Annotated in this window: 4 protein-coding genes and 1 pseudogene; 3 read left to right on the top strand and 2 right to left on the bottom strand. The window is 66.4% G+C overall.

The genetic code is table 11. From position 1 onward, the window contains the following. Positions 1 to 453 (top strand): hypothetical protein (locus tag QBJ89_RS20035; protein WP_277982210.1); only part of this gene is annotated, 453 nt, incomplete at its 5' end. A 51-nt stretch (positions 454 to 504) separates the two neighbouring features. On the opposite strand, the gene QBJ89_RS20030 is transcribed toward QBJ89_RS20035, so the two are convergent. Together QBJ89_RS20030 and QBJ89_RS20025 are read right to left on the bottom strand one after the other, a co-directional pair. Continuing rightward, entirely contained in the window at positions 505 to 1,017 is a 513-nt protein-coding gene (locus QBJ89_RS20030; protein WP_052149081.1) for an MgtC/SapB family protein, read from the bottom strand. Beyond that, a complete protein-coding gene (locus tag QBJ89_RS20025) occupies positions 1,014 to 2,081 on the bottom strand; it encodes a sulfite oxidase (RefSeq protein ID WP_037529332.1) in 1,068 nt (355 codons plus the stop codon). Before QBJ89_RS20025 ends, QBJ89_RS20030 begins: the two co-directional genes overlap by 4 nt. A gap of 146 nt (positions 2,082 to 2,227) precedes the next feature. On the opposite strand from QBJ89_RS20025, the gene QBJ89_RS20020 reads away from it, so the two are divergent. Continuing rightward, entirely contained in the window at positions 2,228 to 3,100 is an 873-nt protein-coding gene (locus QBJ89_RS20020; protein ID WP_277982209.1) for a LysR family transcriptional regulator, read from the top strand. Further along, a pseudogene (locus QBJ89_RS20015) lies at positions 3,097 to 3,377 on the top strand (C4-dicarboxylate ABC transporter); the annotation flags it as partial. The gene QBJ89_RS20020 and the pseudogene QBJ89_RS20015, both read left to right, overlap by 4 nt.

The following is a 3,377-nucleotide window of genomic DNA, read 5'->3' as shown; positions in this document are numbered from 1 at the left end:
CCCCGCGCGGGTATCGCGGCGCTGGCCAACGAGGCGAGTGACAATTTCCGTGTCTATGCCGCCGACCGGATACGACCGGCGGAGATCGGCCCCGACCAGCGCGCCATGCTGATCCGATGGACCTCCGCTCGATTGGGTGAGCGCGTCACGATCCCGGACCTCAGCACGGCGGGATATCGCTATGGTGGGGGGCGGCTGGTCGCGACGCCCCACGGTCCTGCGGCACTGCTCCTCTACGATGGACCGCAGGCGTCGAAGCTCGCGGTGCTGACGAGGCCCATGCAGATCGACAAGAGCGCAAGCATGACCAGCACGTCCAGCGGGACCATGGGCCGGGTCACATGGGCTGTCGACGGGATCGGCTATAGTGTAGTGGGCGAGCGACCCGCTGCCGAGCTGCATCCGATCGCCGATGAGGTCCGGCGCCAGGCCGATGCGGGGCTTGTCTCCTGATAGCGCCTGGCCGCTTCTTAGCGCCGACAGGCACTGGGCGGACCAGCGGGATCACGGCTTGCGCTCGGCATCCTTCCGGTCGGCCTCTGCCGGAGTCAGCCTGGCCCGCTCGCGAATGCGACGTTCGAGCGGAGCGCCCGCGAACAGTACGAGCATCGCAAGGCTCAACCCGCCGATGATGAGCGGCCACACCGCCAACCCTGCTGCCGCGCCGATCGTGGCCGTGACCCAGATGCACGCGGCGGTCGCCAATCCATGCACTTCCTGACCCTGGCCGACCCGCAGCACCGCGCCGGCACCGATGAAGCCGACGCCGGACAGAATGCCCTGCATCGCCCGTCCTGCGGCATCGGCGTTTACGTTCGGCAAGCCACTGTGCACGATCGCCTGCACGGCGATGCAGCTCGCCAGACCGACCAGACCCAGCGTTCGCAATCCCATGATCTGCCGGTTCTCGCGCGAGCGTTCCCAGCCGAGCACCATCCCAGCCGCGGTCGCCACCACCAGCCGCCCGATCGCATCGATCCAGAAGCCGAGGTCCGATGCCGCTGATGCTTCGATCATTCGACCAGCACGTGCACATGATGCCAGGCGGTGCACAGATAGCCGGCGAAGTTCCACACCGTATCCGGCCGCTCGGGCTGACCCTGTCCAGTCTCGTCGAAGGCGCGCACGACAAGGTGCTGGCGCCCCTTGGCGAGCGTGGCGTCGAGGGTCCAGCGCCGCCAACCCCAGTGCGCCTCCGGATCATCGGTGAACGTCGCCTGTTGCCAGTCGCGACCACCGTTTACCGACACTTCGACCCGAGAGACGCGGCGATCATAGGCGATGGCATAGCCCTCGATCCGCACCTCCCCGGCCGGCAGGCTTTCGCCAGAGCCGGGCACGCAGATCGCGGCGTTGAGCGGCATGGCATTGATGGTCAGACCCTGGCTCCAGTCGACGGTGTCGCTCGTCACATCGGCAGGAAAGAGCTTGTAGTCGTGCGCCTGGATCGGTGCGTCGGATGGCGTCTCGCGCACCTCGATCCGTGTCAGCCATTTGGCGCTCCGCACCCCGGCATAGCCCGGCACCACCATGCGGAGCGGTGCGCCGTGTTCGGGCGTCAGCGGCTCGCCGTTCATCGCCCAGGCAATAAGGACGTCGGGTTGCCGCGCCTTGTCCATGGCGATCGAGACCCCGAACAATGCTTCCTCGCCTTCGACGTCCACCTCGTCCGCGCCGGTGAACGCCACGAACAGGTCGGACGCATTCGGCGCACCGACGGCATCCAGTACGTCGGACAGTCGTACGCCGGTCCATTCCGCATTGCCGATCGCGCCCACGTCCCAGGGGTCGCCGGACGTTTTAGCGACCTGCTGGAGATCCGTGCGCCGGTTGCCGGCGCACTGGAGAACTGCCGTCACCGTTCGCGTGGCCAACGCGCTTTTCAGTTCCTCCACCGAGAAGGAGCGGCTCGCCATGCCCGTCCCGCTCACTTCGATCCGGTGATCGGCAGGCAGATCGGGCACTGCACCATGGCTGCGCACGTAGAACAGCGCCTGCGGCGTCAGGAACCGCTCGATCAGCGCGCCGGGCGTCGGCTCGGCGTTGTAGGGATCGGATTTGCGCTCAATCATATCAGTCATGGACGAACCAACGCCGCAAGCGCGCGGATCGCTTCAAGCCTTCAAGACTATCGCAGACGAAGGATTACCGATCGTTCCGATATCCAGATTGAAATAAACGGATCAAACGGTTGGTCGTATCGATAAGATTGCGCGATATAAGCTGCATGACCCTGGAGCAACTCAGAATATTCGTCGGTGTCGCCGAGCGCGAACACGTCACCAAGGCAGCAGAGGTGCTGAACGTCACGCAGTCCGCTGCCTCCGGCGCGGTCGCGGCCCTCGAAGCGCGCTACGGGGTTCCTCTGTTTCACCGCGTCGGGCGTGGCATCCAGCTGACCGAAGCGGGCCGCGGCTTTCTGGAGGAAGCGCGCGCGGTGCTGGGGCGGGCAGCGCATGCCGAGACGATGCTGGCGGACTATGCCGGGCTTGCCCGTGGTTCGTTGCGGATCGTCGCCAGCCAGACGATCGCAAGCTACTGGTTGCCCGCAAGGCTTGCCGCCTTCCACGAGCGCCACCCGCAGATCGCGGTCGAGCTGGCGATCGACAACACCGAAGGCGCGGCAGCGCAGGTCCTTAGCGGAGCGGCGGAACTCGGTTTCGTTGAAGGCGAAGTGGACGAACCAGCGCTGGCGCATTGGGAAGTCGGACGCGATCCGATGGTGCTGGTCGGACGCAGGGACGCCGAGCGTGTCGACGAGGACTGGCTTCGCGCTGCACGCTGGATCGTCCGCGAGCAGGGTTCGGGCACGCGCTCGACCTTCGAGGAGGTGCTGCGAACGCGCGGGTTTGATCCGGCCCAGCTGACGGTAGCGATGACGCTGCCGTCCAACGAGGCGGTGCGTACCGCGGTCGAGGCCGGTGCCGGCGTCGCTGTGTTGTCGCGATTGGTCGTCGCACGCGCGCTCAAGGCCGGCGATCTGGTCGAGCTGGCGCTTGAGTTACCCGATCGCGCCTTCCACGCGCTGCGCCACAAGGAACGCTATCGCACCCGCGCGGCCGACGCGCTGACGGACCTCATCAAGGAGCAGGTCGCATGATTGCCGACGCACCTTCGGCCCTGACCGGCCTCAAGCCGCTAAGCAGGCTCGATCACCCGCGCGAGATGATCCGCCAGTTCACACCCAACTGGTTTGCCGCGACCATGGGCACCGGCATCCTCGCTCTCGCGCTGCCGCAGGTGCCCGGCATCGGCCCCGCGCTCAAACCGATTGGCGAGGTGTTGTGGTTCTTCAACATCGCGCTCTTCATCCTGTTCGCCGGTCTCTATGGCGCGCGCTGGGCGATGTTCGGGCATGAGGCACGGCGCATCTTCGG

The sequence above is a fragment of the Sphingomonas phyllosphaerae genome (assembly GCF_029623345.1).
Lineage (GTDB): Bacteria > Pseudomonadota > Alphaproteobacteria > Sphingomonadales > Sphingomonadaceae > Sphingomonas > Sphingomonas phyllosphaerae_C.
Note: the sequence above shows the minus strand (reverse complement) of the source record. Positions and strands in the feature narration are given on the sequence as shown.